Raw genomic sequence first — 24,868 nt, forward strand, 5'->3', positions numbered from 1 at the left:
GGATGGGCCGCGCCGCCGGTTCACCTCAGGTCGCTGAGCAGACCGCTCACGTTGAGGACCTCGTGGCACTTCTGCGCTCGACGGCCCGTGGCCGGGGTGCCCGGCTTCGCGCAGGTCACCTGGATGGTCACGGTCTGACTCTCGTTGATCCTGATGGGGGTGACCCAGTGGTAGTCCTGGTTGCGGAACGTCTCCAGGGCGATCGTCGTGATCTTGCGATCGCCGAAGCCGATGGTCATGACGCCCTCGTCGCCCTGGAAGTTGGCCACGACGATGTCGGTGATCCCGAAGGCCTTGTCCCGCGGCACGGTGTAGGTGCCGGTCGCGGTCTCGCCGGCGGCGGTCTCCAGGTCGATGGTGGCGGAGCCCTGCTGTCCCCCGGACGTGCCCGGCCGGGTCCCGGTCCCGCCGTCGCCGCCCGTTCCGGGCCCGTCGCCCGATCCGCCGGGCTGCTTGCCGTCACCGGTGCCCGGGGGCCGTACGCTCGGGACGGCGGTGGGCGCGGGCCGCTTCTGGACCACCTCGTCCGCGGCCTCCTTCGCGGTGCTGCGGACGGCCGGGCGGACCAGCGCGAACCAGGCGATCAGCAGCGCGAGGAGCGCCGCGAGGAGCACGAGCAGCCAGCGCGGGAAGATCGGGATCTGAACGAACTCGGCTTCCACCGGCGGCCGGACGAGCGCCGGGTCCGGCGGCTCCGCACCGTCCCGAGCCTCGGTCGCCGCCACCGTGAACGGCCACGTCGTGGGCGTCCCGAACCACACCGGCCGACCCGCCCTGACGCGCAGCCCCGCCTCCGCCGACTCGCCGGGCTCCAGGTCCTGCGCCGTGGGCCGGAAGTCGAACTTCAGCTCCTCGCCCTGCTGCCCGGCCGTGAAGGCCACCCGTACGGGCGCGTTGCCCTCGTTGCGGACGGCGAGCCGGTAGCGGCCGCGGAGCCAGCCGCGCCTGCGGCCGGGGGTGAGGGCGGTGCGCAGCTCCCGGAACTCCTCGACGTGCACGACGGTCTCCGGCACCCGCACCGCCTCGGGGTGCTCGGTCGGCAGCACCCGTACGGCGAGCGGCACGTCTCCGGCCCGTACCTGCGGAGAGCGCGGCGGCTCCAGACGGATCGTCACCGTCTCCGTGGTGCCCGGGTAGAGGGACACCCGCTCGGGTTCCACCGTCGTCCATGCGGCGCAGTCGCCGACGACCTCCAGGTGGTACGCCTCGACGATGTCGCCGTCATTGCGGACGGTGAGGCTGGTGGTCGCTGTGCCGCCGGGTACGACCGACACCCGCGGGATGTCGAGACCGGGCGCGCCAGCGCTGGAAGAGGCAGCTGAGGACGTCACCCCGACGACGCTAGGCCGAAGGCCCCGCGGGCTCCACGGATGCGAGGGCAACGCCCCGGGCAGCCGGGGTGCCTGAAGGGGGCGCCCCGGCGGCGCCGCGCGCGTGCGTCTCCCGGGCTCCCGGGCCACCGGGCTCCCGCGCCCGCGCACCCCGCTCGTACCGCTCCCTCCCATGACCCGTCACTCCTACCCCCTTCTCTCCGCGCACGTCTCAACGAAACCGAACAGGTAGCGACTCATGAGCCGAGCTCAGCACAGCGGACCCGTCACCGCGTCCGGCACCGGACCCCTCACCGTGCCCGCCCAGCACTCCGCCCGGGGCCAGGGCGCCGCCCGGGACCAGGACGCTCCCCGTACCCATGACTCCTCCGGTCCCCGGGACCTCATACAGACCCCGCCCGCCCCCCGGTCGCCGGCCGGCCTCGCCGACCAGCGGATCACCGTGGCCGTGTACGCCTCGGACCCGATCCTGCACGTCGGCGTCGTGCACCAGCTCCGCCAGCGCCCCGAGATCGAGCTCCTCGACGGGGCCCGGGCCGCCGAGGCGCGCGTCGCGCTGGTGACGGTGGACAGCGTGGACGACGAGACCGCCGCGCTGCTGCGGCGGCTGCGGCACAACTCCCGTACCCGTACCGGCCTCGTGGTCGGCACCTTCGAGTCCGGCGACGCGCTCCAGCGGGCCATCGAGTGCGGGGTGACCGCGGTGCTGCGGCGCGCCGAGGCCGACCAGGACAGCCTGTTGCGGCTGGTCCTGGCGATGGCCAACGGCGAGGGCGTGCTCCCCGGCGACCTCCTGGCCAAACTGCTCAGCCACGTCGGCAGCCTGCAGCGCTCCGCACTCGACCCGCACGCCTCGTCGCTGTCCACCCTGACCCAGCGCGAGGCCGACATGCTGCGCCTGGTGTCGGAGGGCCTGGACACCGCCGAGATCGCGCGCACGACCTCGTACTCGGAACGGACCGTCAAGAACGTCCTGCACGAGGTCATCACCCGGCTCGAACTGCGCAACCGCACCCACGCGGTCGGCTACGCCCTGCGCAACGGCCTGATCTGACCGGTCGCCCGAGGGGCCGGTGCGGGCGGCGGATCCGGCCGCACCGGCCCCTCGGGACTGCCCCAAAGCGCAGCGGGCCCTTCCCCCGGGTGCGGCCCCGGGGCCCTGCCGGGCGGCGCCGTCCGGCGGGCAGGGTGGCGGGTCGTACGGACCCTGCTGCACCGGACTGTGAGGTGGACCGTGATGAGCACGGGCGGCTCCGGCGGCCGACGGCACCGCTGGGGGAGGGTCGGCGCGCCCATGCTGCTGCTGGTCCCCCTGCTCGCGGTGACGGCGGCCTCCGCCCCCGACCAGGCCGAGGCGGGCCCACGGGCCGCCGACGCCGGTGATGTCCGCGTCGCCTACGCGGGGACGCGGCACCGCAGCCTGGGCCGGGTGACGAGCGACACCACCAGCGCCCCGCTGTTCGGCGCGGGCCCCACCCATCTGGACGTCCAGCCGGCCGCACTGGGCGACCGGCTGGTGTTCGCCAGCCGTCGCGACGAGAAGACCCCGCAGATCTATCTGCGCGCCGCGGACGGCTCGGTCAGCCGGCTGACCAGCGGCCTCGACGCGGCGAACCCCCGGCTCACCCCGGACGGGCGCGCCGTGGTCTTCGACGCCGCCCCGCCCGGCGGCGGACAGCGCGACCTGTGGCGGGTGGGCACCGACGGGACCGGACTCGACCGCCTGACCGACACCGCCGCGAACGAGGAGCACCCCACCGTCTCGCCGGACGGCGGACGGCTCGCGTACGCCAGTGACGCCGACCCGGTCCTCGGGCGGCAGGTCTACGTCCGCCCCCTGGAAGGCGGCGCCGCCACCCGGGTGAGCGACCCCTACCAGGGCACCGCCGGGGAGCCCGTGTGGAACCCGGTGGACGACGCCACGCACCGGGAGCTGATCGCCTACACCGCGACCGCCGACGGCGTCCCGCGGCTGCGGTGGACCGACGGGCGCACGGGCGGGGCGCTGTTCGACGGCGCTCCGGCGCAGTGGCGGACCCACGGGGCATCCTGGATGCCCGACGGGAACCGGGTGCTCTTCCTCAGCCCCGACCGCACCTGCACCTGCGAGGGCGACTGGGACCACGTCTTCCGCGTGACCGCCCGCACGGACACCACACCCGAGGTGGTGCTCAGCGAGGACCGCGAGGTCGGCTCGCCGACCTGGCTCGGCCCGCCCGACGGCGGCGGCACCGTCGTCGAGCGGATCACGGCGGCCGGCCCGCACGAGGTGACGCTCCAGGACGTACGGTCGGACGGCTCCGATCCGCGCGACCTCGGCAGGACCGTCCTGAACGAGGACCCGGCCGCCGACACCGAGACCGATCCGACGCGGGATCCGCTGTTCCGGCCCGCCCCCGGGTTCGACCCGTGGACCGAGCGGCAGAACTACACCCCCGACGGACGCCGGATCGTGTTCACCCGCTTCGAGGGCCCCCGCGACTCGGGCCGGATCGAACGGATCTGGACGGCGGACGCCGACGGCACGAACGAGGCGGCGCTGCCGCTGGCCGGGCGCGGACCCCGCGACTGGGACACCGACCCGACGTTCTCCCCCGACGGCAGGCTCCTCGCCTTCACCCGCACGTCCCCCGGCGGTGTCGGCGACGCCTCCGGTCCCGGACGCATCCTGATCGCCGACGCCGCGACCGGGGCGCTCCGCGGGGAGATCGTCCCGCCGGCCGGGCAGGCGCGGGGCGGCGACGCCCAGCCCACCTGGTCGTCCGACGGCACGACCCTGGCGTTCACCCGCAACCAGGTCATCTACGGCAACGGCGGCAACAAGCACGTCTGGACCGTGCCCGTCGACCGGCTCGACCGGCAGCGCGACCTGAGCGCCGCCATGTGCCCGGCCGGCTGCGAGGTCATCGACGACAGCCCGGCGTTCTCGCCGGACGGCACCCTCATCGCCTTCAACCGGAAGAACGGCGGCGGCCGGGTCGACGAGCGCAACGGCCTCCTGCTCGCCCCCGTGAACGGCGCCGCGTTCGACGCGGGCTGCCGCGTGCTGCTGCCCGAGGCCGCCCGCGGCCTGCCGGAGGCCTGCCACCGCGAGCTGCCCGACACCACGGCCACCGGGCCCTTCCAGCCCCGCGACGCGGCCTGGACCGCCGACGGCAGGAGCCTCGTCATCAGCGCCCGGGCCGCACTGGCCCCGAACAGCCCGGAGAAACTCCAGCTGGTGGACGTCGCGACCGGCATGCTCACCCCGCTGACCGCCGACCTCCCGGGCCGTCAGAAGGAACCCACCGTGCAGCAGTCCGTCGACCTCGCCGTGCGGGCGCCCGACACCGTCCCGCCGCTGACCGTCGGCGTCCCCGGGATCGTACGGGTCGAGGTCGTCAACGCCGGTCCCGCCGCCTCACCCGGGACCCGGCTGACCCTCGCGCCCCCCTTGGGCCTCACCGTCACCGCGCTCACCGCGCCCGGTGCCTCCTGTGACGCGGCGGCCCTGACCTGCGCCCTCGGCGTCGTACCGCCGGGCGGCAGCGTCCCGGTGGACGTCACGTTCACCGGGACCGTGCCGGGCGACCAGCCCGTGGACTGGTCGGTGACCGGCGCCGTCCTCGACCCCCGCCCGAGCGACAACGCGGGCCGCACGGTCGTACCGGTGCGCGAGGCGCCGCCCACGCCGTCACCGTCCCCGTCTCCGTCGACACCGACCCCGACCGTCCCCCCGACGACATCCACGCCCCCGACCCCCACGCCCCCGCCACCGCCCGAGCCGCCCGCGCCACGGGCCGGGCCCGGCGTGCGGATCACCGCACAGCCCCAACCGGGGTACGTGGGCGGGCGCGTCGTCGTCACGTACACCGTCCGCAACGGGCGCGCCGCGCTCGCGACCGGCCTCAGGCTGCGCATCGGCCTGCCCCCCGGCGTCCCCCACAACGGGCCGCCGCCCGGCTGCGACAGCGGCTGGACCTGCGCGCTGCCCGACCTGGCGCCGGGCGCCCGCGTCGTCCTCCAGGTCGTCCTCAGCCCCGACCGCGCCTTCACGGCCCGGGCCACCGGCGTCCTCACCACCACCGGCACGGACGCCGACCCCCGCGACAACACCGCACGGCAGCGCATCCGCGTCCTCCAGCCGCGCATCGTCGCGGTGCCCCCGATCGGCAAGCCCGGCTTCGTCACCTCGGTGCGCGGCAAGGACTTCCCGCCCGGGGCGCCCGTACGCTTCACCTGGCGGCCGGGCATCACCGCCGCGGCGGCGCCGACCGTACCCGGCCCCGACGGCACGTTCATCGGACAGCTGCTGATCCTCGCCAAGGACCAGACCGGGCCCCGGGTGATCACCGCGAGCGGGCCGGGCTTCGGCCCGGTGCGGACCGACTTCCTCGTGGTCATCGGCACGGTGCAGCCGCCCGACGTGGTGACCCGCCGATGATCCACGAGGTCGACGAGGCGCTGCGCCGCCTCCTCACGGAGTCCGGCCTGGAGGCGGCGGGCGTCGACGTCGTGTTCGACGCGCCGACCCGCGACTGGGCCGCGCGCCGCAGCACGCCCACGGTCTGCGTGTTCCTGTACGACATCCGCGAGGACCACGCCCGGCGCGGCAGCGGCGCCGGCGAGGTCTACGACGAGGAGGGCTTCGTCGTCGCGCGCCGCAGCCCGCCGCGCTGGTTCGAGCTGACGTACCTGGTCTCCGCGTGGGCGGGCCGACCCGAGGACGAGCACCGGCTGCTCTCCCAGGTCCTCGTCTGCCTCACGGCCCGCGACGACCTCCCGGCCCGCCTGCTCGGCGGGACGCTCGCCGAACTCGGCCTGCACGTACCGCTGGACACCGGCGCCACCGGACCCGACACCCCCTCGGCCTCCGACGTGTGGTCGGCGCTCGGCGGCGAGCTGAAACCGTCGATCGGCGTACGCGTCCGAGCCCCGCTGGCAGGCATCAGCCGGGTCACGGCACCCCCGGTCACCGAAGGCCTCGTCGTACGTGCCGCCCCCCGCTCGGCACCGGACACCGAGGACACCCGCCGCCTGCGCTACACCGAGGTGGACACCCCCGCCCCGGACGAGGGCTTCGGCGGCCCCCGCGACCGCCGCCCCACCCCCGCCCGCCGCCGCCGAGGAGAACGCCAGCCGTGACCAGCACTGTCCCTACGACGGCGCCGGGGGCGGGCCCGGGCCGGGAGGGGGCCGAGGCACCGGATCCTGCCCCGGACGGGGCACGGGAACCGGCCCCCGCCACCGCCCAGGGCCCGGCGTCCGGCCGGACCGCGGCGCAGGAACCGGCGTCCGCCAGCGCCCAGAGACCGGCTTCCAGCCGGACCGCGGCGCAGGAACCGGCACCCCTGCCAGGCGGGGCACAGGAACCGACACCCGCCCCGACGGCGACCCAGGGACCGGCCCCCGCCACCGCCCAGAGACCGGCTTCCAGCCGGACCGCCGCGCAGGAACCGGCACCCGTACCGGACGAGGCACCGGCATCCGCACCCGTGCCCGCGCCCGCCACGCCCCAGGGGCCGCCCCCCGCCACCACCCAGGCCGCCCCTCCCCCGTACCTGTGGAGCCGGCTGCGGCTCGTCGAGGAGCGGGTGCGGCTGGCCGTCGCGCGGCGGCTGGGCGTCGACCCCGACCCGGACGACCCCTACCGGGGGGCGTTCCTGACGCCGGAGGCCGTCGCCCGGGTCCTCGACCCGGCGTACGACCCCGTCCTCCCGGCGCTCGCGGCCGACCCCCCGCCGCCCGGCTCGCCGCTCGCCGTGCTGGCCGAGCGCTTCGCGCTCGCCCCGCTGGACCTGGACCTGCTCCTGATCGCCCTGGCCCCGGACCTCGACGCTCGGTTCGAGCGGCTCTACGGCTATCTCAACGACGACCTGACGCGCCGTCGGCCCACCGTCGGGCTCGCTCTCGACCTGTGCGGCCTCGCCGGGATCCCGGCCGCCCGGTTCCGGCTGTCCCCCGCCGCCCCGCTCGTCACCGGCGGCCTGATCGAGGTCGCCGAGCCCGAACGGCCGCCGCTGTCCCGGGTCCTGACCGTGCCCGACCGGGTCACCGCGCACCTGCTCGGCGACCCGTCGCCCGACCCGCTGCTCGCCGACGTCCTCGGCCGGGCCCCCGAGGACCCGGCCGCCGACCCCGCCGAACGGGACGTGGCCGCGGCCGCGTCCGGCCACGGCCATGTCCACCTCCGCTCCCACGGGGGCGATCCGGCCGGCCTCGCCGCCGCCGCGCTGCGCGCCCGCGGTCTCGGCTCGCTGCCGCTGGACGCGGCGGCCCTCGGCCGGCCCGTCGGCACGGTGGCCGCGCTCGCCCGGACCGTCGCCCGCGAGGCCCGCCTCGCCGATGCCGGAGTACTCCTCGGGCCGCTGGAAGAGCTGCCCGACAACCCCGGCGAACGGGCCCGCGTCCTGCGCGCGCTCTGCGCGGAGCTGCGCGGCATCCCCCTGTTCACGTACGGCACGAGCGGCTGGGAGCCCGCCTGGGCCGCCGACACCCCCGTCACCCTGACCGTCGCGGCCCCCTCCCCCGAACGGCAGGAGGCCCGCTGGCGGGACGCCTTGGAGCGGGCCTCGGCGCGGTACGAGGTGGGGCGCGGCGGCACCGCGTACGAGACGGGGCCGGTCACGGCGTACGAGACGGGGCCGGGGCGGACCGACGAGGGGCGGCCGGGCGGCGTCGAGGCGCTCGCGCGGTCCGTGGCCGCGCACCGGCTCGACGCCGGGCAGCTGCGCCGCGCCGCCGGGGCCGCGGTGCGCACGGCCGCGCTGGACGGCCGGCCGGTGTCGCCGGACGATCTGCGGGCGGCCGTGCGGGCCCAGAACGGCGCGGGACTCGCCCGGCTGGCCCGCCGGGTGGAGCCCGCGGTGGGCTGGGACGACCTGGTGCTGCCCGCCGCGACGCACCGGCAACTGCGGGAGCTCGCGGTGCGGGCCCGCCACCGCGACCAGGTGCTCGGCCGGTGGGGGATGCGCCCCGGCGGCGGGCGCGGGCGTGGGGTGATCGCGCTGTTCGCCGGCCCGTCGGGCACCGGCAAGACGATGTCCGCCGAGGTCGTGGCGGCCGATCTGGGCATGGACCTATACGTGGTGGACCTGTCCACGGTGGTCGACAAGTACGTCGGCGAGACCGAGAAGAACCTGGAGCGGATCTTCACGGAGGCGGCGGCCGTCAACGCGGTGCTGCTGTTCGACGAGGCCGACGCGATCTTCGGCAAGCGCGCGGAGGTGAAGGACGCCCATGACCGGCACGCCAACATCGAGTCGGCGTATCTGCTCCAGCGGATGGAGTCCTTCGACGGCATCGCCGTCCTGACGACCAATCTCCGCGCCAACCTGGACGAGGCGTTCACGCGCCGCCTGGACGTGATCGCGGACTTCCCGGTGCCGGACGCCGCCCAGCGGCTGGCCCTGTGGGAACGGTGCCTGGGGGGGCGGCTGCCCCGGGCGGACGACCTCGACCTCGGCTTCTGCGCGGACCGGTTCGAGCTGGCCGGCGGTTCGATCCGGGCCTGCGCGGTCACCGCCGCGTACGCCGCCGCGGCCGCGGACGCGCCGCTGACCATGGTCCAGCTGGTGACGGCCGTCGCCCAGGAGTACCGCAAGCTGGGCCGTCTCGTCCTGGAGGGCGAGTTCGGACCGTACCTGTCCCGGGTCGCGCACGGGTGATCCGTCCCGGCTGCCGGGGGCGCCCGGGGAGGGCAGCGTGCGTGCCCCCGGCCAGGTCCGTGTGCCCCTGCCGCCGCCGACGCCCGCCGGAAAGGCTGGGGCGAAGCCGATCACCGCGCGGCGCCACCCGTGGCCGAAGGAAGCCGACCGAAGGAGCGAGCATGCCGACGTACCTCACCCCGGGCGTGTACGTGGAGGAGGTGCAGTCCGGTGCTCGCCCGATCGAAGGGGTCGGCACCGCCGTCGCCGCGTTTCTGGGGTTCGCCCAGAGCGGGCCCTTCCACGAGCCGACCCTGGTCACCAGCTGGGAGCAGTACACCCAGTCGTTCGGCGGATTCACGGCGGGCGCCTATCTGCCCCTCGCGGTCCACGGGTACTTCGCCAACGGCGGCGGCGCCGCGTACATCGTGCGGATCGGCGGTTCCGCGCCGGACGGCGCCGCGGCGTCCCCCTCCGCTCCGCGGGAGCTCCCGGCGGCCCCGCCGGTCGAGCTCGGCGGCTTCCTCGTCTCGGCGCGGCCCGGGGTCACCGGCGTGTCCGTGGAGATCGCCGACGTGGAGGGCGAGAACCCGCCCGAGGACCGGTTCCGGGTCCTGGTCCGCCAGGGCGACCAGGTGGCGGAGACGTTCGACGTGTCCACCCGTAAGAGCGTCAAGGGGTACTTCGTCACCCAGGCGCGCGGCTCGCGCCTGATCGAGGTCGCGGAGCAGCGCGAGGCCGCACAGAACCGGCCCGCCGCGCAGACGGTCGCGCTGCCCGACGCGCCGGCCGCCCCCGCGCCGGCGCCCGCCGGGCAGGGTGACGCGGCCCGCCTCGACCCCGCCGAGTACGTCGGCGACGCGGACGCGCGCACCGGCTTCGCCGGTCTGGAGACGATCGACGAGATCACCATGGTGGCGGTGCCGGACCTGATGAGCGCGTACGAGCGCGGCGACATCGACGCCGAGGGCGTGCGTACGGTGCAGCTCGCGGTGATCGCGCACTGCGAGCAGATGGGCGACCGGGTGGCCGTCCTGGACACGCCCCCCGGTCTCTCCGCCCAGCAGGTGCGCCGCTGGCGCAACGACGAGGCGGGCTACGACTCGCGCCACGCCACGCTCTACTACCCGTGGGTGCGGGTCTTCGACCCGGCGGCCGGGCGCAACGCGACCGTCCCGCCGAGCGGGCACATCGCGGGCGTGTGGGCGCGCAGCGACGCCGAGCGCGGTGTGCACAAGGCCCCCGCCAACGAGGTGATCCGCGGCGTCGTGGACCTGGAACTGAAGCTCAGCAAGGGCGAGCAGGACCTGCTCAACCCGATCGGCGTGAACTGCGTGCGCGCGTTCCCCGGCCGCGGCATCCGGATCTGGGGTGCCCGCACCCTCTCCTCCGACCCGGCCTGGCGCTATCTGAACGTGCGCCGCCTCTTCAACTACCTCGAGGAGTCCATCCTGTTGGGCACCCAATGGGTGGTCTTCGAGCCGAACGACGACCGGCTGTGGTCCAGCATCCGGCGCAACGTCACGGCGTTCCTCACCGAGGAGTGGCGCCGCGGCGCCCTGTTCGGCCGGACGGCCGCCGAGGCGTTCTACGTCAAGTGCGACCGGGACAACAACCCGCAGGAGTCGATCGACCAGGGCCGGGTGGTCTGCGAGATCGGCGTCGCGCCCGTCAAGCCGGCCGAGTTCGTGGTGTTTCGGCTGGCCCAGTTCTCGGACAGCACCAGCCTCGTCGACGAGTGACGAACAGCGGGACCGAAAGCCAGCGAGAGACGAGAGAGGTGTAGACGGTCATGGCAGAGGGCGATGCTCTTTCCACCCATGTCTTCGGCGTGCAACTGGGCGGCTACCTGGTCGAGTCGATCCAGGAGATCAGCGGGCTGAGCGTCGAGGAGGAGGTCGTCGAGGTCCGCCAGGTCAGCTCGACGGGCAAGCAGATCATCCGCAAGCAGCCCGGCGCCCGGCAGGCCGGCGAGATCACGATCACGCGGGGACTCGACAAGAGCAGCGAGTTCACCAAGTGGATCAAGGAGACCCTGAACAACGGGGCCGTCGACGCCGCCCGGCAGAACATCACCATCGAGATCAAGGACAGCACGGGCTCGACCGTCCGGCGCATCCAGCTGATGCAGGGCTGGGCCTCCAAGTGGGAGGGCCCCTCCCTGAAGGCCGGCGAGTCGTCCGGGGCCACCGAGACCGTGACCATCGTGTTCGAGGAGATCATCGTCGAATGAGGCGTCGCACGGTGACGGCGGGCAGCCTGGAGGAGATCCTCCAGGCCACCGCGCCCGCCACGGCCCCCGAGCAGCCGGCCCCGCCCGCCGCCGCACCACCGGCGCCGCGACAGGACCACGGACTGCGCACCGATTTCGAGTTCGAACTGCCCCGCGGGTACGTGGACGAGGACGGCACCCTGCACCGGCACGGCGCGATGCGGCTGGCCACCGCGCGGGACGAACTACGGCCCCAGATCGACCTGCGGGTCAAGGAGAACCCCGCGTACCTGAGCGTGGTGCTGCTCAGCCAGGTGATCACCCGGCTCGGCACGCTCACCGACGTGCACGCGGGGATCGTCGAGCGGATGTACGCGACCGACGTCGCCTTCCTCCAGGACTTCTACCGGCGCGTCAACAGCGAGGGCCACACCCGCGCGGCCGTCACCTGCCCGCACTGCGAGGGCGGCTTCGAGGTCGACCTCTCCGGTGGGCGCCTGGGGGAATCGTGACGTACGCCCTCCCCCGGCTCCGGGAGGAGATCGCGTACATCGCCTACCACTTCCACTGGGGGCGCGACGACATCCTCGACCTGACCCATGGCGAACGCCAGGACTGGGTCACCGAGATCGCCCGTATCAACACCCGTGTGAACGAAGGCGGTTGAGCAGATGGCATGGCGGGACAGGCTGCGGCGGCGCGCCGCCGCGCCCGCCCGGGGCACGGCTTCCACGGAGCCCCCGGCACCGGGCCCGGCGGCACCCCAGGACGCCGCCGCACCGGACTCCGGCGTGCCCGGGAACTGGGACGGCGGCTGGCGCATGACGACGAGCCCCCGGCTGACCGTCTCCCGCGCCCCGCTCGCCGTCAGCGACGGCCTCGTCTTCCGCGCCGGCCTCGCCGCCTGGCAGAACCCCACCTTCGACACCGGCCTCGCCCACGCCCTGGCTCCCACCGCCCCACCCGGCCTCGTCCACGGGGTGACCCACCCCGCCACCACCCCACCACCACCCCACAGCACCGGCGGCCCCCTGCTGCTGCGCGCCCTCAGCCCGTACGGGGCGAACCCCGAGCACCCGACACCGGAACCGCCCCGGGACCCCGCCCCCGACCGCACGGCTCGCACGGCAGGACCCGGCACGGTGCAGCGCGCCGCGAGCGGTCCCGGCGGACCGTCGGCGGCACCTGAGGCACCGCTGACCGGTGCCGCGGCGACGACTGCGGCTGATGCCGTGGCGCCCAGCGCCGGCCCTGCGGCGCGGAGTTCCGCCGACGGCCCACCGGGGCCAGTGGTGGCGCGGGCCGTCGCCGAGGGCGCGGGCGGGCGGGGTGCGTCGGAGCGGGAGACGGGGGCTTCGCCTTCCGGGCGGGGAAGGGGGACCCGAGGCCCGTCGTCTGGGCGGGGAGGAGAGAACCGGAGCCCGTCGTCGGGGCGGGGAGGCGAGACCGGAACCGTTCCTTCGGGGCGGGGAGGAGAGCCCGGAAGCACGGCCTCGGGCCGAGGAGGCGAGACCCGGACCACGTCTTCGGGCCGGAGCGGGGAGACGCGCAGCCCGTCTTCGGAGCGGGGCAGGGAAGCGGAAACCCCGGCCTCGGGTCGTGAAGGAGCTGCGGGAGCCTCGCCTTTGGGCCGGGGAGGAGCCACCCGTACCCCGTCCTCGGGCCGGGACGGCGGCCGGGACCGGCCCGCCGAGAGGCCGGGTACGACCCGGGCGACGCCGGACGCGCCCGAGCAGGTCCAGGCGAAGCCGGACGCGCGGGGCCGGGCCCGGACGGAGTCGGGCGCGCCTGAGCGGGTCCAGGCGAAGCCGGACCAGCCGGGCCGGGCCCGGGGAGAGTCGGGCGCGCTGGAGCGGGTCCAAGCGGAGTCGGGCGCGCCGGAGCGAGGGACCGTGTCCGGTCCGGTGGCGGGCGATGCGGCCCGGCACCTTCCCGGGACGTCGGGCGCGGGCGGCCCCGCGACGACCGGGAACCGGGGGCTTCTCGCGCCGGACGGCCTGAGGGCCACCGTGCAGCGAGCCGAGTCCGCCGGCGGTGCGGGCGCGGCCCGTTCCGCGCCGACCCGCGATGCGGTGCTCCCTGACTTTCCGCTGATACGGCGTATCGCCGTCGTCCCCGAGGGGACAGCGGAGGGGGCCATCCGGCGGGCGGCGTCCGGCGGCGGGCGGGGATCACGTTCGTCAGCGGCGTCCGGGTCCCGGAATCCCGGCCCTCGCGAGGGAACGGGGGCGCGGACACCCGGCCCTTCCGCCGCGTCCGGCTCACGGGTGCCGGGCCGTTCCAGCGCTTCAACTTCCCAAGCCCCGGCCGCTCCCGCCACGTCCGGCCCCCAGACCACCCGCCCTGCCGCCGTGTCCGACTCCCGGACCACCCGCCCTCCAGCCCCACACGCCTCACGGGCCCAGAGCCCCTCCGCCGCACCCGCCTCACAGGCCTCCAGCGCATCCGCCACGCCCGCCCAGAGGGCCGCATCCGGGGCCCCGGCGCCCCGCACCGGAAGCGGCGGCGCCCCCGGTCGCGGCTCCGGCCCGGCGCCGGGCGCCACCGGCGCCCCTCGCGCTGGGGTGCGCCCCCGTGCCGTCGGGCAGGCGCCGATCGTCGCCCGAAGTCCCTTGATGCCCAGACGCCGTGTGACCGTCCTGCCTCCACCGGCCGTCCCCCCACCCGATGCGACGACCCCGGACGCGCAGCCCGCCGCCTCCGGACCGCCCGCCACTCCCGTCGCCCGGGCGAGCCGGGCCCCGCTCGGTGCGCCCCTGGCCGAACTGCCGCCCACCGCCGAGCCGGCGAAGAGTGACGTGGCGTCCGGTCCGTCGATGCCCCTCGTCCAGCGGCAGGCCGAGGAAGCCGTCGATGCCCCGGCCTCGCCCGGGGCGCGCCGGAAGGACGCCGCGAAGCCCGCGAGCGACTCGCCCGCCGGGCCCGGGCCTCGCGTACGGAGCGGGCTCGGGGCTCCGCTGACCGCGCTGCCGCCGAGTGCGGCGCTTCCTGCCGCGCCGGAGTCCCGGTCCCGATCGGCGCGCGCCGCTTCCCCCGCCGACGTACAGCGCGCTCCCGCGCAGGGGGCGTCGCACGCGCCGCTGTTGGGAGCGGACGGCGACCGTGCCGTGCCCTCCACCGCGCCGAACCCACCTGGCGGGACCCCGTCCGCCGCTCCCCCGCTCGTGCAGCGGGCCACAGGACCGGACGCGGCCGACGACTCCGGTTCGGTCCCCCTCGTCGTCCCTGGCCCCGTCACCGGCGACGGGCGCGACGGCCTCGTCAGCCCTACGCCCGTCCTGCGGCTGCTGTCGGCCCGTCAGCTGTCTCTCGGGCTGGACACCGGCGGTACGTCGGTCGCGCCCCGCGAGGACCCGGCGCCCCGCCCCGTGGTCGCCGCGCGGTGGCCCGAGCCGCCGCCCGTACAGCGCTCGGCGGACCGGCCGCAGGCGGCGGCGACCGGGCCGAGCTCCGCCCGTACGCCGGTGTCCGCCGGCAACGGACCGGGCCCGTACCGTACGTCCCTCCCCGTGACCGGCCCCCAGGCGCCTCCTCTCGCCGTCCCACCGGCCCCGGCCCGCGCGGAGAAGGGCGGTGCGCCCCCGGGCCGCCCGGTTCCCGTGGCGCGGCCCGCGCCGGTGCAACGCGCGGCGGGCGGCGGTGAACCGGGCCCGTCGCCCGGTGCCGCGCGCCCGGTCCAGGCGGCTCCGGCCGCGGCACGGACCGGCAAGGCCCGCGAGGCGGCGCCGCAGGGGTCGGACACCGAGCTGGACGATCTGGCTCGGCGGCTGATCGATCCGGTCGCCCGCCTGCTGCGCACCGAGTTGCGGCGCGGGCGGGAACGCGCGGGCAGGCCCTTCGACGGGCGTCGCTGAGAAGACGGACGAACGAGAGACGGACGGCGGACCGATGACCGACAGCATCTTCGCGACCAGCGTGTTCTTCCGGCTGGCGATCGGCGGCAACGACCTGGGCGCGTTCCACACGTGCTCGGGCATGGGGGCCGAGGTCGAGATGGAGAGTTACGCCGAGGGCGGCAACAACGGTTTCACCTGGCAGCTGCCGGGGCGGGTCACCTGGTCGAACATCACGCTCACCCGGCCGGTGACGGCGGACACGGCGAAGATCGGGCGCTGGCTGGACGAGACGCTGCGCAGGGTCGAGCCGAAGGACGGCGAGATCGTGGCGCTGCGGCCCGATCTGAGCCGGATCATCAGCTGGCAGGTCTTCGGGATCGTGCCGGTGCGCTGGCAGGGGCCCTCGTTCGATCCGGCCAACTCGGAGGCGGCGGTGGAGACCTTGGAGATCGCCCACGCGGGCCTCCTTCCCTCCTGAGCACCCCTCCCCGGTCCCAGGTCCGCCCCGCCCCGCCCCCGGAAGGGAGTCCCCCGCCATGCCCGCATCGGCTCGCGCCAGCCGCGCCAGGGCCCAGCTCACCCTGAAGGAGCCGCCCGCCTCGGTCGGGGCCAAGCCCGGCGGGACGATCGCGCGGCTCGATCTCCAGTTCAACCCGTCGTCGCTGGAGCTGCGCAAGACGACCGAGTGGCGGCGGTCGCCGTCCCGGATGGCCGGGCAGTCGGCGTTGCCGGAGTTCGTGGGGAGCGGGCCGCGGGCGCTCAGCCTGGAGGTCTTCCTGGATGCCACCGCCACGCACGACAACTCGGTGGAGCAGGCGGTGGAGAAGCTGATGAAGGCGTGCGTGCCGACCCCGGCCAGTCTCGGCCGCAAGAAACCGGCGAGTCCGTGGGTGCGCTTCGAGTGGGGCAACGCGCGGACGACGTCGTTCGACGGGGTGCTGTCGAGCCTGTCCGTGACGTACACGCTGTTCGACGTGGACGGGAAGCCGTTGCGGGCCACCTGCGCGCTGTCCATCGAGGAGGCGAGCGTCGACCCGCCGGGTCAGAACCCGACGTCGGGCGCGCGCACGGCACGCAGTACGCACACCGTGGTGGCGGGCGACAGCCTGGCGATGCTGGCGTGGCACGAGTACGGCGACGCGACGGCCTGGCGGGTCATCGCGGAGGCGAACGGGATCGACGACCCGATGGCGTTGGTGCCGGGCACCGAGCTGGTGGTGCCGGGGATGCGGGACGCGGACGACGACGAGGAGGAGGGGCGATGAGCACGTCCGACGCCGGGGGCCGGTCGTTCGCGGCCGACCCGATCGTGGAGGCACCGGGTGAGCTGCCGCCGGTCTGGGCCGCGCAGTTGGTGAGCTGTGTGGTCGACGAGAACGTGGCGCTGCCCGACACGGCGGTGCTCACGTACCGCGACCCCGACCACGAGTTCCTCTCCGCCACCGGCATCACGATCGGCAGCCCGTTGCGGGTGTCGGTGGTGACGGTGAAGGGGCTGGCACGGGAGCGCCTGTTCAACGGCGAGGTGACGGCCCTGGAGCTGGACCGGGACCGGACGGGTTCGTTCACGGTCGTCCGCGCGTACTCCAGGGCCCATCGGCTGCAGCGGGGCCGCAAGGTCGTGGCGTACCGGAACATGACGGCGGCGGCCATCGTGCGCAAGGTGGCGGCCGGGGCGGGGCTCGCGGTGGGGAAGGTGGAGGCGGCGCCGGTGACGTACCGGCAGCTGTCCCAGGCGAACGTCTCCGACTGGGACTTCCTCCAGTTCCTGGCCGGTGAGAGCGGTGCCCAGGTGCGGGTGGACGACAAGGGGCTGCTCCAGTTCACCCGGCCGGTGAAGGCGTCGGGGGCGCCCGCCCCGTCGACGTCGGCGACGCGCCATCCGATGGTCCTGGAGTACGGGCGCAACCTGCTGGCGCTGCGGGCGTCGCTGTCGGCCGCCGACGGTGCGGCGCAGGTGCGGGTGCGCGGCTGGGACGTGACCACCAAGCGGCCGCTGGTGGCGGAGAAGCCGGCGGTGGTGAGCGACACGGTGGTGCCGGGGCTCGGTCCGCAGGCCGCCGCGCGGTTCGGCGCGGCGACCGTGACGGTGACCGACACGCCGTACCGTACGCAGGCGGAGACGACGGCGGTGGCGGGGGCGACGGCGGCGCAGATCAGCGCGGGTTACGGCGAGTTGGAGGCGGTGGCCGAGGGCAATCCGCTGCTGCGGGCGGGCAAGGCGGTGGCGTTGGGCAATGTGGGTCCGGCGTTCTCCGGCCGGTACACGGCGACGGCCGTGCAGCACGTCCTGGAGCCGTACGGCGGCTACCGCACGACCGTCTGGGTCAGCGCCAGTGCGGACCGTTCGCTGACGGGTCTGGTGACGGGCGCGAACGCCCCGGGGCGCGGGCCGCGCATCCCGGGTCTGGCGATCGGCGTGGTGACGGACGTGCGGGAGCCGAACGGCTCGCAGCGCGGGGCGGTGCGGCTGCGTTTCCCCTGGCTCGACGACACGTACGTCACGGACTGGGTGCGCACCGTGCAGTGGGGCGGCAAGGGCGGCGGCGGGGTGGTGAGCCCCGAGGTGAACGACGAGGTGCTCGTCGGCTTCGAGCAGGGCCTGCTGGACAGTCCGTACGTCATCGGCGGCCTCTACAACGGGGTCGACGAGCCGTCGCCGCACGACGTTCCGCTGATCGACCGGACCAGCGGCAAGGTCAACCGGCGTTCGGTGGTGTCCCGTTCGGGCCATCGCGTGGAGCTGCTCGACGCCCCGGCACCCGGCCCCTCGGGGCTGCGTCTGGTGACCGGTGACGAGCGGCTGGAGGTGCGGCTCGACGACCGACGGGACCGGATCGAGGTCACCGTGTACGCCGGGCGGAACCGTCCGGTGAGCTCCGTCCTGCTGGACCGGGACGGCATCACGCTGGACGCGCGGCAGGGCACGGTGAAGGTGACCGGCCGCGAGGTCGACATCGACGCCACGGCGGGGGTGCGCGTCGGCGGCCGGACGGTACGGGTGTCCGGCACGGCGGACGTCACTGTCGACGGCGGCCTGCTGGCCGTCCTCAAGGCCCGCCTCATCCGGATCAACTAAGCCCCCGCACCTCCCCCTTCCCCCTCCCTCCCCTTCCCCCAGGAGTCCCTGATGCCAGCCGCGGCCCGTACCGGCGATCCGACCGACCACGGTGGCCGGATCGCGACCCCGCCGCCCGGTGCCGCCGTGAAGGTGGCGACGGTGCTGATCGGCGGACTGCCCGCCGCCGTGGTGGGCAGCCTGCACGTCTGCGTGGTCCCGCCGCACGCCGCGACCGGGCCGGCCAACGTGATCCTGCCCAATCCGGCGGGCCTCGCCTCGGGCGCGGTCCTGATCGGCGGCCTGCCGGCGGCGCGGGCCCGTGACCGGACGGTGTGCGGGGCGACGATCCTCACGGGCGCGCCGAACGTGCTGATCGGGGGCGTGTGATGAGCGAACGGTTCATCGGGCGCGGCTGGGGCTACCCGCTGCGGGTCGGCCCCACCGGCGGGATCGTGATGGTCGAGCGGGAGCGGGAGCTGGAGGAGGCGATCCGCCTGGTCCTGGGGACGGCGCCCGGCGAGCGTCCGATGCGGCCCGAGTTCGGCTGCGGCATCCACGAGTACGTGTTCGCGCCCGGCGACGGCGACACCGCGGGGCGGGTCGCGCAGCGGGTGCGCGAGGCGCTGGAGCGGTGGGAGCCGCGGATCGTGGTGGACGAGGTCGTCGTGGCCTTCGACTCCGTGGACGCGGGCACCCTCTACATCGACGTGCACTACACGGTGCGCACCACCAACGACCGGCGCAATCTGGTCTTCCCCTTCTACACGATCCCCTCCGAGGAGGGGACCGGGAACATGGCCGAGGACTGATGGCACTGCCCTCCCCGAACCTGGACGACCGACGGTTCCAGCAGCTCGTCGACGAGGCGAAGCGGTACGTGCAGCAGCGCGCCCCGGAGTGGACCGACCACAACGTGTCCGACCCGGGCGTCACCCTGATCGAGACCTTCGCGTACCTCGTGGACCAGCTGCTGTACCGCCTGAACCGGGTCCCGGACAAGAACTACCTGGCCTTTCTCGACCTGTTGGGCATCCGTCTGTTCCCGCCGTCGGCGGCCGTCGCGGAAGTCGACTTCTGGCTGTCGGCACCGCAGCCCGACACGGTGACGCTGCCCGCGGGCACCGAGGTGACGACCGTGGCCGGCGGCCCGGACGAGTCCGACGAGGGCGTGGTCTTCGCGACGGTCGACCATCTCCGGGTCATCCCCAGCGAGTTGACCCGCCTGGTGACCGCGCCCCGGTCCGGCGGCCAGACCGACGTGACCGGCCCGCTCGCCGAGGGGCGGGACATACCGTGCTTCCAGGCGGCACCGGAACCGGGCGACGCGCTGCTGTTCGGGCTGCCGACCGCGGTGCCGCGCTGTGTGGTCGCCGTGCGCCTGGACAGCCGGGTGCGGGGCGTCGGTGTCGACCCGCGGCAGCCCCCGCTGGTCTGGGAGGCGTGGGACGGCGGCCGCTGGCGGCGCTGCGAGACGGGTTCCGACAGCACCGGCGGGCTGAACCGGCCGGGTGAGGTCATCGTGTACGTCCCGGCCGGGCACACCGCGTCGGTGATCGCGGGGACCCGCGCGGGCTGGCTGCGCTGCCGGGTGACGGAGGCGGAGCCCGGCCAGCCGTTCTACTCGGAGTCGCCCACCGTGCGCGAGGCCGCCGTCTTCACCGTCGGGGGCACGATGACCGTGGAGCACGCCGAGACGGTGACGGACGTGCCGCTCGGCATCTCGGAGGGGGTGGCGGGGCAGACCTTCCGGCTCGGCCGCCCGCCGATCCTGCTCGACGGGGAGCCGCCCCTCGTCGAGGTGTCGTCGCCCGAGGGGTGGCAGCGCTGGCAGGTGGTGGAACACTTCGGCCGCTCGGGCCCGGAGGACCGGCACGTCCGGGTCGACGCCACCCTCGGCGAGTTCACGTTCCCGCCGGTGCTGCGCGAGCCGGACGGCACGCTGGGCGCGCGGGGCGCCGTACCCCCGAAGGGCGCCCACATCCGGGTGGCGCGCTACCGCACGGGCGGCGGCCCGTCCGGCAATGTCGCCCGGGGCGCGATCTCGGTGCTGCGCAGCTCCGTCCCGTACGTCGCCCGGGTCGCGAACCGGGAGGCCGCGCGGGGCGGCGTCGCCGGGGAGACCCTCGACAACGCCCGGCTGCGGGCCCCGGAGGCGCTGCGCATGCAGGAGCGGGCGGTGACCGCGGAGGACTACGAGATCATCGCCCGGCAGGCGGCGCCGTCGGTGCTCAGGGTCCGCTGCCTGCCCGCGTCCGCGGAGGGCGGCGCGGGAGCCGTACGGGTCCTGGTGGTGCCGGACGCCGTGGCCGACGAGGGCGACCGGCTGCGCTTCGAGCAGCTGATCCCCTCCGACCAGGTGCTCAGGACGATCACCACGGCCCTCGACGAACGGCGCCTGATCGGCACCCGCCTGGTCGTGGAGCCGCCGTTCTACCAGGGCGTCACCGTGGTGGCCCGCCTCTCCGCGCCCGCCGCCGAGACGGACCGGGTACGGGAGGCGGCGCTCGCCGCGCTGTTCCGGCACCTCGATCCGCTGCGGGGCGGCCCCGAGGGCACGGGGTGGGCGTTCGGGCGGCCCGTGCAGTACGGGGAGGTGTTCGGCGTCCTGCAACGCGCCGTCGGGGACGTGCTGGTGGAGGAGATCCGGCTGTTCGCCGCGGACCCGGTCACCGGGCGGCGCGGCGCTCCCGTCGACCGGATCGACATCGGCGCGGGCGCGCTGGTCTTCTCCTACCAGCACCAGGTCGTCGTGACGGCCCTGGCCGACGAGGAGCGGTCATGACCCGGGCCGCCGTCCCCGGCCTGCCCAGCCGGCACCCGATCGGCGAGCAGCTGCCCGCGATGTACGCGGAGGACGACTTCGCGCAGCGCTTCACGGCGGGCCTCGACACGGTCCTGGCCCCGGTCTTCGCGACCCTCGACAACCTGCCCTCGTACTTCGACCCGCGCCTGGCCCCCGGCGACTTCCTGTCCTGGCTGGCCACCTGGGTGGGCGGCGTCGACGACCCCCGCTGGCCCCTGGAGCTGCGGCGCGAGGCGGTGGCCGGCGCGGTCGAACTGCACCGGCGCCGCGGCACCCGGCGCGGCCTGGTCGACGCGCTGCGCCTGATCCTCGGCGTCTCCGCCGAGGTCCACGGCGACGGCGCGGCCACCTGGTCCAGGACCCCCGGCACCCCGCTGCCACCACCACCGGCCGAGGAGATCCTGGTCCGGGTGTGGCCGGACCGCGAGACGACGGTCGACGCCGACCGGGTCCGCGCCCTGGTCCGCACCCTGTGCCCGGTCCACACGGCCTGCCGGGTCGAGGTCCTGCCCGGCCCGCCGACCCACGCCGAAGGAGACGAACCCCATGCGTGAATGCCCGGCATGCGGCTCGCCCAACGGCGAGACGGACGACTTCTGCGGCAACTGCGGCGCGTATTTGGGCTGGTCGGAAGGGGCGGCGCCCCAGGGGAGGACGACTCCACCCCAGGCGGAGCGAGCCAGCTCGGCTCCCGATCCTGCTCCCGACCCCAGTCCCGGTCCCGGTCCCGCACCACATGGGGAGCGAGAGGCCCGGGACCGGCGACCGGCGCCTGAGCCGGATCCGGGTACGGGCACGGGCACGGCTCCCGGCACCCACCAGCCCACACCCCCACCCCCACCCACACCCACCCCGGTACCGGCACCGGCACCGGCACCGGAACGGCCCACCCGCAGCCGCCCCACCACACCCCCACCACCCCAGGAGCCCCCCGCCCAGGAGACGGAAACGGCGCCCCGTCCCGTTCAGCCGGCGAAGGCAGTGGCGGCGCGCCCGCAGGTTCGGGCGGTGCCGGTGGAGGAGGTGGTGGCGGGGGTGCCGTGCCCGGCGTGTGGCACGCCCAACGCGCCGGACCGGCGCTTCTGCCGTCGGTGCGCGGCGCCGTTGACGCCGTCCACGGCACCGGCCCCGCTGCCCTGGTGGCGTACGGTCTGGCCGTTCCGCCGCAGGGTGCGGACGGGTTCGGGCCGGGCGGTGCGCTTCCTGACGGTCCTGGCCGTGGTCCTGGCGCTGTGCGCGGGAGCGCTTCTGCTGCTCCCGGCGGGCCGGCGTCTGGTCGAGGACACGCGGGACAAGCTGGGCAAGGCGAAGCCGGTGACGCCCACGGGCGTACGGGCGAGTGCGGAGGTCCGGGGGCACCCGGCGGCCGACACGACCGACGGGCTGAGCAACCGCTACTGGGGGGCGCCGGGCGCGGGCGCGTCGGTGACGTACACGTTCGCCAAGCCGTTCCGGCTGGTCGACGTGATCGTGACGAACGGGGCGTCGTCGGCCCCGGAACAGTACGCGCTCCAGGGCCGAGCGCTGCGCATCGAGATGGAGGCGACGACGAAGGACGGAACGACGATGACCAGGTCACTCGCGCTCAGCGACAAACCGGGCGGGCAGACCTTCCCCACCGGCATCAGCGACGTGACGAAGATCAGGCTGGTCCTGGGCACGCCCGCGGGTCTCGTGGGGGGCCGCCATCTGGCGCTGGCGGAGGTGGAGTTCTTCCAGCGGGGCTGAGGCGGCCGGTTCCGGTGGCTCACCTCGCCGATCTCCGTGACCTTCCCGCCCGCAAGGTCGATACTGCCGAGGTCACAGGTTGATCCGCCGGCCCCACGAGGAGACACCCTTGAGGATGTTGATCAATGTTCCGGAGACCGTCGTAGCGGACGCGTTGCGCGGGATCGCCGCCGCGCACCCGGAGCTGAACGTCGATGTGGAGAACCGGGTCGTGGTGCGCCGGGACGCGCCGGTGGCCGGGAAGGTGGCGCTGGTGTCGGGCGGCGGCTCGGGGCACGAGCCGCTGCACGCCGGGTTCGTGGGGCCGGGGATGCTCGCGGCGGCGTGTCCGGGCGAGGTGTTCACGTCGCCGGTGCCGGACCAGATGGTACGGGCGGCGGCCGCGGTCGACAGCGGCGCGGGGGTCCTGTTCGTCGTCAAGAACTACACGGGCGACGTCCTGAACTTCGAGATGGCCGCGGAGCTCGCCCAGGACGAGGGCGTGCAGATCGCGAAGGTGCTGGTCGACGACGACGTGGCGGTGACCGACAGCCTGTACACGGCGGGGCGGCGGGGCACCGGGGCCACGCTGTTCGTGGAGAAGATCGCCGGGGCGGCGGCCGAGGAGGGGGCGCCGCTGGAGCGGGTCGAGGCGATCGGGCGCCGGGTGAACGAGCGGTCGCGCAGCTTCGGGGTGGCGCTCAGCGCGTGCACGACCCCGGCGAAGGGCTCGCCGACCTTCGACCTCCCGGAGGGCGAGCTGGAGTTGGGCATCGGGATCCATGGAGAGCCGGGCCGCGAACGCCGCCCGATGATGACGTCGCGGGAGATCGCGGACTACGCCGTCGACGTCGTCCTGGAGGACCTGCGACCGAAGGTCCCGGTGCTCGCCCTGGTGAACGGGATGGGTGCGACGCCACTCCTTGAGCTGTACGGGTTCAACGCGGAGGTGCAGCGGGTGCTCGGCGAGCGCGGCGTGGCGGTGGCCCGCACGCTGGTCGGCAACTACGTCACGTCGCTCGACATGGCGGGCTGCTCGGTGACCCTGTGCGAGGCGGACGAGGAAGTGCTGCGCCTGTGGGACGCACCGGTACAGACGCCCGCCCTGCGCTGGGGCAGGTGAGCGGACCATGGACGACACCAACACCGACACCGACTACGACGCCACGTTCTTCCGCACCTGGCTGGCCGAGGCGGCTCGGGCCGTGGAGCGGGAGGCGGACCGGCTGACCGAACTGGACTCGGCGATCGGCGACGCCGACCACGGGGCCAACCTCAAGCGCGGCTTCGCGGCCGTGACCGCGACCTTGGACAAGGAGGAACCCGCCACCCCGGGGGCGGTGCTCGTGGCGGCCGGACGGCAGCTGATCTCCACGGTCGGCGGCGCGTCGGGCCCGCTGTACGGGACGCTGCTGCGCCGCACGGGCAAGGCGCTGGGCGACACGGAACGGGTCTCCCGTGCCGCGCTCGCGGAGGCACTGCGTACGGGAGTGGCCGCCGTGTCCCAGCTGGGCGGGGCACAGGTGGGCGACAAGACGATGCTGGACGCGCTCGTCCCGGCGGCCGAGGCGCTCGGCACCTCGTTCGAGGCGGCCCGGGAGGCCGCGGAGGCGGGCGCGCTGGCGACCGTACCGCTGCGCGCCCGCAAGGGCAGGGCCAGCTACCTGGGCGAGCGTTCCGCAGGACACCAGGATCCGGGGGCGACGTCCTCGGCGCTCCTCATCAGCGCACTCGCGGAGGTGGCCGCATGAGCGGACGCGTGGGCATCGTCCTGGTCTCGCACAGCGCGGCGGTGGCCGCGTCGGTGGCGGAGCTGGCCCGGGGCCTGGCGGGCGGCGGTGACACGGCCCCGATCGTGCCGGCGGGCGGCACTCCGGACGGCGGCCTGGGCACCAGCTCGGACCTGATCACCGAGGCGGCGAAGGCGGCGGACGGCGGCGCCGGGGTGGCCCTCCTGGTGGACCTGGGCAGCGCGGTCCTGACGGTGAAGGCCCTGCTGGCCGAGGGCGACGAGCTCCCCGAAGGCTCCCGTCTGGTGGACGCCCCGTTCGTGGAGGGCGCGGTGGCCGCCCTGGTGACAGCGAGCACCGGAGCAGACCTGGACGCGGTGACGGCAGCGGCATCGGAGGCGTACACGTACCGCAAGGACTGATCGAGGCAGCACCCGACGACGGCGGGAAGGGGTTCGGGGCCGGAGCGGGGGTGGGGGTGTCCGGACGTGGCGGCGCCCGTAACGAGCGAAGCGAAGTGAAGGTCGCAGTCCGGGCACCCCCCCCCCCCCGGGCGCCCCCCG

Annotated in this window: 21 protein-coding genes; 20 read left to right on the forward strand and 1 reads right to left on the reverse strand. The window is 75.3% G+C overall.

From position 1 onward, the window contains the following. Window positions 1-20 precede the first annotated feature (20 nt). On the reverse strand, window positions 21-1,331 hold the full coding sequence (locus ACZ3ZE_RS12370; RefSeq protein ID WP_363292754.1) for a COG1470 family protein: 1,311 nt from the start codon (window positions 1,329-1,331) through the stop codon (window positions 21-23). Between the two features lie 238 nt (window positions 1,332-1,569). On the opposite strand from ACZ3ZE_RS12370, the gene ACZ3ZE_RS12375 reads away from it, so the two are divergent. The 20 genes from ACZ3ZE_RS12375 to ACZ3ZE_RS12470 all read left to right on the forward strand — a co-directional run bounded on the left by ACZ3ZE_RS12375 (window position 1,570) and on the right by ACZ3ZE_RS12470 (window position 24,727). Continuing rightward, window positions 1,570-2,385: a helix-turn-helix transcriptional regulator gene (locus ACZ3ZE_RS12375; RefSeq protein WP_467258821.1), complete on the forward strand. Its 816-nt coding sequence runs from the start codon at window positions 1,570-1,572 to the stop codon at window positions 2,383-2,385. A 183-nt stretch (window positions 2,386-2,568) separates the two neighbouring features. Next, a complete protein-coding gene (locus ACZ3ZE_RS12380; protein ID WP_467258824.1) occupies window positions 2,569-5,754 on the forward strand; it encodes a hypothetical protein in 3,186 nt (1,061 codons plus the stop codon). Further along, the gene (locus tag ACZ3ZE_RS12385; RefSeq protein WP_361167056.1) at window positions 5,751-6,455 is read left to right on the forward strand and encodes a Pvc16 family protein; all 705 of its coding nucleotides are present in this window, start codon (window positions 5,751-5,753) and stop codon (window positions 6,453-6,455) included. The genes ACZ3ZE_RS12380 and ACZ3ZE_RS12385 overlap by 4 nt, the downstream gene beginning before the upstream one ends. Window positions 6,456-6,871: 416 nt before the next feature. Beyond that, the gene (locus tag ACZ3ZE_RS12390; protein ID WP_361167711.1) at window positions 6,872-8,977 is read left to right on the forward strand and encodes an ATP-binding protein; all 2,106 of its coding nucleotides are present in this window, start codon (window positions 6,872-6,874) and stop codon (window positions 8,975-8,977) included. Between the two features lie 161 nt (window positions 8,978-9,138). Beyond that, window positions 9,139-10,698 carry a phage tail sheath family protein gene (locus ACZ3ZE_RS12395; protein ID WP_361167053.1) on the forward strand — a complete coding sequence of 520 codons (1,560 nt, stop codon included), beginning with the start codon at window positions 9,139-9,141 and terminating at the stop codon, window positions 10,696-10,698. 50 nt (window positions 10,699-10,748) lie between these two features. Further along, a complete protein-coding gene (locus ACZ3ZE_RS12400; protein ID WP_329418251.1) occupies window positions 10,749-11,189 on the forward strand; it encodes a phage tail protein in 441 nt (146 codons plus the stop codon). Further along, entirely contained in the window at window positions 11,186-11,680 is a 495-nt protein-coding gene (locus tag ACZ3ZE_RS12405; protein ID WP_361167049.1) for a hypothetical protein, read from the forward strand. The genes ACZ3ZE_RS12400 and ACZ3ZE_RS12405 overlap by 4 nt, the downstream gene beginning before the upstream one ends. Further along, on the forward strand, window positions 11,677-11,835 hold the full coding sequence (locus ACZ3ZE_RS12410; RefSeq protein ID WP_361167046.1) for a DUF6760 family protein: 159 nt from the start codon (window positions 11,677-11,679) through the stop codon (window positions 11,833-11,835). Before ACZ3ZE_RS12405 ends, ACZ3ZE_RS12410 begins: the two co-directional genes overlap by 4 nt. A gap of 1,948 nt (window positions 11,836-13,783) precedes the next feature. Further along, window positions 13,784-15,022, forward strand: a complete 1,239-nt coding sequence (locus ACZ3ZE_RS12415; protein WP_467258827.1) for a hypothetical protein — start codon at window positions 13,784-13,786, stop codon at window positions 15,020-15,022. Window positions 15,023-15,056: 34 nt separating this feature from the next. Further along, window positions 15,057-15,482, forward strand: coding sequence for a phage tail protein (locus ACZ3ZE_RS12420; RefSeq protein WP_351663958.1), 426 nt, complete (start codon window positions 15,057-15,059; stop codon window positions 15,480-15,482). 58 nt (window positions 15,483-15,540) lie between these two features. Then, window positions 15,541-16,269 (forward strand): CIS tube protein, encoded by a 729-nt coding sequence (locus tag ACZ3ZE_RS12425; protein WP_361167040.1) that lies wholly within the window; start codon window positions 15,541-15,543, stop codon window positions 16,267-16,269. Beyond that, window positions 16,266-18,083 carry a VgrG-related protein gene (locus ACZ3ZE_RS12430; protein ID WP_467258830.1) on the forward strand — a complete coding sequence of 606 codons (1,818 nt, stop codon included), beginning with the start codon at window positions 16,266-16,268 and terminating at the stop codon, window positions 18,081-18,083. The genes ACZ3ZE_RS12425 and ACZ3ZE_RS12430 overlap by 4 nt, the downstream gene beginning before the upstream one ends. A gap of 51 nt (window positions 18,084-18,134) precedes the next feature. Beyond that, window positions 18,135-18,452, forward strand: coding sequence for a PAAR domain-containing protein (locus ACZ3ZE_RS12435; protein ID WP_467258832.1), 318 nt, complete (start codon window positions 18,135-18,137; stop codon window positions 18,450-18,452). Then, window positions 18,452-18,874, forward strand: coding sequence for a GPW/gp25 family protein (locus ACZ3ZE_RS12440; RefSeq protein WP_329418259.1), 423 nt, complete (start codon window positions 18,452-18,454; stop codon window positions 18,872-18,874). Before ACZ3ZE_RS12435 ends, ACZ3ZE_RS12440 begins: the two co-directional genes overlap by 1 nt. Further along, complete coding sequence (locus ACZ3ZE_RS12445; RefSeq protein WP_467258834.1) at window positions 18,874-20,847, forward strand: putative baseplate assembly protein; 1,974 nt, start codon at window positions 18,874-18,876, stop codon at window positions 20,845-20,847. The genes ACZ3ZE_RS12440 and ACZ3ZE_RS12445 overlap by 1 nt, the downstream gene beginning before the upstream one ends. Then, window positions 20,844-21,422, forward strand: coding sequence for a phage tail protein (locus ACZ3ZE_RS12450; protein WP_467258837.1), 579 nt, complete (start codon window positions 20,844-20,846; stop codon window positions 21,420-21,422). The genes ACZ3ZE_RS12445 and ACZ3ZE_RS12450 overlap by 4 nt, the downstream gene beginning before the upstream one ends. A 481-nt stretch (window positions 21,423-21,903) precedes the next feature. After that, window positions 21,904-22,596, forward strand: a complete 693-nt coding sequence (locus ACZ3ZE_RS12455) for a zinc ribbon domain-containing protein (RefSeq protein WP_467259280.1) — start codon at window positions 21,904-21,906, stop codon at window positions 22,594-22,596. Between the two features lie 109 nt (window positions 22,597-22,705). Continuing rightward, window positions 22,706-23,698 (forward strand): dihydroxyacetone kinase subunit DhaK, encoded by a 993-nt coding sequence (dhaK, locus tag ACZ3ZE_RS12460; RefSeq protein WP_467258840.1) that lies wholly within the window; start codon window positions 22,706-22,708, stop codon window positions 23,696-23,698. 7 nt (window positions 23,699-23,705) lie between these two features. After that, window positions 23,706-24,326: a dihydroxyacetone kinase subunit DhaL gene (gene dhaL, locus ACZ3ZE_RS12465; protein ID WP_467258844.1), complete on the forward strand. Its 621-nt coding sequence runs from the start codon at window positions 23,706-23,708 to the stop codon at window positions 24,324-24,326. Next, entirely contained in the window at window positions 24,323-24,727 is a 405-nt protein-coding gene (locus ACZ3ZE_RS12470; RefSeq protein ID WP_363292420.1) for a PTS-dependent dihydroxyacetone kinase phosphotransferase subunit DhaM, read from the forward strand. Before dhaL ends, ACZ3ZE_RS12470 begins: the two co-directional genes overlap by 4 nt. Window positions 24,728-24,868 lie beyond the last annotated feature (141 nt).

This window comes from Streptomyces sp. NPDC023157, from assembly GCF_055560575.1.